The 4,709-nt window shown below is 51.0% G+C and carries 3 protein-coding genes; 1 reads left to right on the top strand and 2 read right to left on the bottom strand.

Annotated features, from left to right (window positions below; genetic code table 11):
- Positions 1-66: 66 nt before the first annotated feature.
- Positions 67-1,455 carry a siroheme synthase CysG gene (gene cysG / locus KDK19_RS02980; protein ID WP_257254999.1) on the bottom strand — a complete coding sequence of 463 codons (1,389 nt, stop codon included), beginning with the start codon at positions 1,453-1,455 and terminating at the stop codon, positions 67-69.
- A 347-nt stretch (positions 1,456-1,802) separates the two neighbouring features.
- Here cysG and KDK19_RS02975 point away from each other — a divergent pair, with 347 nt between their 5' ends.
- Positions 1,803-3,194 carry an MATE family efflux transporter gene (locus tag KDK19_RS02975; protein WP_257254997.1) on the top strand — a complete coding sequence of 464 codons (1,392 nt, stop codon included), beginning with the start codon at positions 1,803-1,805 and terminating at the stop codon, positions 3,192-3,194.
- A gap of 34 nt (positions 3,195-3,228) precedes the next feature.
- Here KDK19_RS02975 and serS read toward each other — a convergent pair whose 3' ends face one another.
- The gene (serS, locus tag KDK19_RS02970; RefSeq protein WP_257254998.1) at positions 3,229-4,512 is read right to left on the bottom strand and encodes a serine--tRNA ligase; all 1,284 of its coding nucleotides are present in this window, start codon (positions 4,510-4,512) and stop codon (positions 3,229-3,231) included.
- Positions 4,513-4,709 lie beyond the last annotated feature (197 nt).

The raw sequence follows: 4,709 nt of genomic DNA, 5'->3' as shown, positions 1-4,709 counted from the left end.
TTTTAGACCAATTTATTGCAACCGCAGTAGGACAGCCTTAAGTCCGACAGGCTGCAAGTAAGCAGTTTAATTAGTTTCTGGATTAAACCATTTCAACTTGTCGTGGAGCTGTACCACATCACCAACAATTATCAGGGTAGGAGCCGTTACAGCGTTCCCTTCAACAATACTGCTGATGGTCTCCAGAGACCCGGTGAATACCCTTTGTTTCTGAGTGGTTCCCTTCTCAATCAGAGCAATGGGTGTGTCTGGACTACGCCCGTGTTTATGCAACTCTTCACAGATTCTTGGCAACCCCATCAGCCCCATGTAAAACACCAGAGTCTGGGAAGGGTCAGCCATTTCGTGCCAGTTCAGGTCATAGCTGTCGTCTTTAAGATGACCGGTTACAAAGCGTACAGACTGAGCATGATCCCGGTGGGTCAGAGGAATGCCGGCATAACTGGCACAACCGGATGCAGCGGTAATACCCGGCACCACCTGAAAAGGAATATTCTCTTCAGCCAGGGTGTCAATCTCTTCACCTCCCCGACCAAAAATAAACGGATCTCCCCCTTTCAGACGCAACACCCGCTTACCTTCTTTGGCCAGATCGACCAGTAACTGGTTAATTTCTTCCTGAGGGCGGGTGTGCCGGTCACGCTTCTTGCCCACATAAATGTAATCCGCATCCCGGCGACAAAGTGACAACACTTGTTCCGAAACCAGTCGGTCATGCAACACGACATCAGCCTGCTGCATCAATCTCAGTGCTTTGAAGGTCAGCAAGTCCGGGTCACCCGGCCCACCACCGACGAGATAGACTTCTCCTGTCGTCACCGGCTCAGAGCAGGCCAGTGCTTCTTCCATTAAACATCGGGCTGCTTCTACATCACCGGAAATGGCTTTTTCAGCAGCATTCCCGGTCAACACACGCTCCCAGAAATACCTGCGATCATTGATACGGCTGAACTTCTGAGAGACCTTTGAACGAAACTGGCCGGCCATTTCAGCCAGCCGACCATAGCCAGCCGGCAAAATGGCTTCCAACTGCTGCCGCAACATACGGGCCAGGACAGGTGCTTTGCCTCCCGTTGAGAAAGCCACCATAACAGGAGAGCGATCAACAATAGAAGGCATCACGGCATTACCGGATTGGGCGTCATCGACTACGTTGACGAACAGGTTTTGCAGCTTGGCCTGCCGGGCGACTTCTGAGTTCACTTGAGGCTCATCAGTGGCAGCAATAACAAGACAAACGCCGTCCAGATCAGAAGGTTCAAAGACTTTCTGCCGAACGTGATGATCTCCGGCATTGATCAAAGTCATCAAGTCCGGGTGAATCTCGGGAGCTACCAGTTGAATCATTGCCCCCGCATCAGACAGCAGCCTGGCTTTACGCAACGCGATGTCCCCTCCCCCAACCAACAGACAGGGACGATCACGAACTTCGAGGAATAATGGCAAATAATCCACTCGGACGACTCTCTTACAGTTATCATTATTGTTCACGGGAAACGGTTCCTGAGCGGCTCAACCGAACCTGAACCCATTCCTCTCTCATTGTCCGGCGTTATTATACCAGTGAATACTTTCGCTCTGATAAGAATAAATTTGATGCTTATTCCATCCAGAAAGCAGAACAGTTCTAACATGCTCTTATGCTCTTTCAGCACTCTGCACTCTAAAAGCCTTAAAGCTCAATGCCCCCTGTAGTTTCGGTATTCCCTGGCAGATGAGCAGTACTTTAGTTCGTATAATCTACGCCGAATAACTCAAGACTGAATCCCGAACAGTCTCATACCCTCTTTATCAGGAACCGCATGAATAAATCCGCTTCAGTGAGTGTTAGTGCGGACAGGGAGTTTTTCCGTAAACTCTGGCACCTCGCTCTGCCTGTTTCCCTGCAATCCATGATGTTTTCCGTGCTCGGGCTCATCGATATTTTGATGGTCGGCCAGCTGGGTGAAACGGCCGTTGCAGCGGTGGGTCTGGGTAACCGAATCTTTTTCTTTAACCTGATTCTGACTGCCTCTCTGGGTAGCGGTATGAGTATTCTGGCCTCCCAGTTTATAGGCTCGGGCGATACTGCGGGCTTGCGAAGAACTCTGGTACAGTCGCTACTAACCTCGGTATTCGTCACGATACCTTTCGTAGCTTTCTACATACTGTTGCCTGATGTGGTGATTGGCCTTTCAACCGGAGACCCGGAATTGACCCGGCTGGCCATTGAATACCTGCTGATTACCGCTCCTTCCATTATCTGCACGGCGATTGTCGTACCTCTGGAAGCCGCAATGAGAGCGTCTGGCGATGCCAGAACACCTACCCGAATTGGCTTTTATGCCATTCTGGTGAATGTCTTCCTGAACTACGTGCTGATTTTTGGCCACTTTGGATTTCCGGAACTGGGCGTTGCCGGATCAGCCTGGGGGACGACCTTGTCCAGATTTCTCCAGACCGCCCTTCTACTCAGGTACATCAAACAATTCAGAAGCCATCTTATTCCCGAAAAACGGGATGCTGAACTGGGTATGAAAAAGACGGAACTGGTTCGCTATTTCAAAGTCAGTGTTCCCATAGCACTTCAGGATGGCTCCTGGGCTTTTGGCCTTATCATATACAGCATAATCTACGCCAGTATTGGGGTGAATGAATTAGCTATCATGTCAGCCATCTCCTCCATTGAGGCCATCCTGATTTCACTGTTTATCGGATTCGGTGTGGGGGGCTCAATCATTCTGGGTCAGGAATTGGGAGCCCGGCATTTTGAGAAAGCCTGGCGACAAGGCTGGATCATGCTAATCATGTCACCCTTTATTGCGCTGGTTATTGGTACTCTGTTGATCGTTTTCCGGACGGATGTGGTGACCCTGTTCGGAAAGTTTGAAGGCTCCACCATGACCATGGCTCAGGAGGCTATGATCGTAGCCAGTGTTGGCTTGTGTATCCGGGTAATCAACCTGATGGGGATTATCGGCCTGCTGAGAAGTGGGGGAGATGTCAGAGCCACCGCTATCATCAGCACCTTTGCCATGTGGGGGATTGGTATCCCCATGGCCTGGCTCGCCGCATACTGGGGACTGCCCTTGTATCTGGTGTTTATTTTCAGTCTGTTTGAAGAGCTGTCCAAGGCCCTGATGGTGCTCCTGCGGGTATTCTCAAGACGCTGGTTGAAAAACCTGGTTTCGGAGCCCGCGACCCAGAGCACCTGAAGGTGCTCTGAACCAAGCCAGTTCCCAAAGAGAATTACCGGGCCAGAACGGTGACCGCGCCCATGTAAGGCTGAAGCACTTGGGGAATTCTAATGGAACCATCTTCATTCTGATAATTTTCCAGAACAGCCACCAGCGTTCTGCCTACCGCAAGACCTGAACCATTCAGGGTATGCAGCAATTCCGGCTTGCCGGTTTCCGGATTACGGAAACGGGCCAGCATACGGCGAGCCTGGAAGTCCAGACAGTTACTGACAGAAGAAATTTCACGGTACTTGCCCTGACCTGGCAGCCACACTTCCAGATCATAAGTTTTGGTAGCACCAAAGCCAAGATCACCACCGCAGAGCGCGACAACACGATAAGGCAGACCCAGCTTCCGGAGAATAGCCTCAGCGTGACCGGTCATCTCTTCCAGTGCCTCAAAAGACTTCTCCGGATGCACCACCTGAACCATTTCCACTTTTTCAAACTGATGCTGGCGAATCAGACCACGGGTATCACGACCATGGCTACCTGCTTCGCTGCGGAAGCAGCAGGAATGAGCCGTCAGTTTCAGTGGCAGTTCAGCTGTATCCAGAATGCTTTCACGCACTACGTTGGTCAAGGTCACTTCAGACGTTGGAATCAGGTAGAAGGGTTTCTCAGCTTCAGCACATTCCGTTTTGAACAGATCATCACTGAATTTTGGCAGCTGACCAGTACCCAGCAGAGCGGTGTCATGCACCAGGGCCGGGGTATTCACCTCTTCATAGCCGTGTTCTTCAACCTGCACATCCAGCATAAACTGAGCCAGGGCACGATGCAGTCGGGCAATGCCACCACGCATCAGTGTAAAGCGTGCGCCAGAGAGTTTGGTGCCGGTTTCAAAATCCAGACCCAGAGGCTCACCCAGATCCACGTGATCCTTGATCTCAAACTGGAAATCCGTCGGGGTACCCCAACGACGCACTTCGACATTGTCTTCTTCATCAGCACCTTCCGGTACCGACTCATGGGGCAGGTTGGGAATCCCCAGCAACAAGTCATTCAGTTCTGCCTGCAAAGCTGACAGTTCTTGTTCAGATTCTCTCACCTCGACAGAAAGCTGGTCCATACGCGCTTTGAGTTCGGAGATATCACCGCCCCGGGATTTAATCTTGCCGAACTCCTTCGACCCGGACTTACGTTCGCTCTGAAGCTGTTCGGTGTGAATCTGCAGGGACTTGCGACGCTCTTCCAGAGCGTTCAGTCGTTCTACATCCAGCTCGAAATGCTTTTTACGAAGCAAGGCAGCCACTTCATTGAGGTTGCTGCGAACGTATTTGGGATCCAGCATGTGAATTCCGTAACCTTATGTCTTGAACAATTCCAAGGGTCCTGAACCAGGACGGGTGCAGAGATCCTGAGGAGCCTGACCGAGAATAGCTGCGGCGACAGCAAATTGGTCTAAAAATCCACTTTTGTTCGTCAAATAGCTTGCTATTCTCCTCACAAAACCGAATTTTTATCCTCAATTTTCTGCCGTCCTCGCTA

It is taken from the genome of Endozoicomonas sp. ONNA1, assembly GCF_024606325.1.
Lineage (GTDB): Bacteria > Pseudomonadota > Gammaproteobacteria > Pseudomonadales > Endozoicomonadaceae > Endozoicomonas_A.
Note: the sequence above shows the minus strand (reverse complement) of the source record. Positions and strands in the feature narration are given on the sequence as shown.

Bases quoted from the DNA above. Each gene is read 5' to 3' on its own strand.
- serS (WP_257254998.1), bottom strand. From the start codon at position 4,512: ATGCTGGATCCCAAATACGTTCGCAGCAACCTCAATGAAGTGGCTGCC.
- KDK19_RS02975 (WP_257254997.1), top strand. From the start codon at position 1,803: ATGAATAAATCCGCTTCAGTGAGTGTTAGTGCGGACAGGGAGTTTTTC.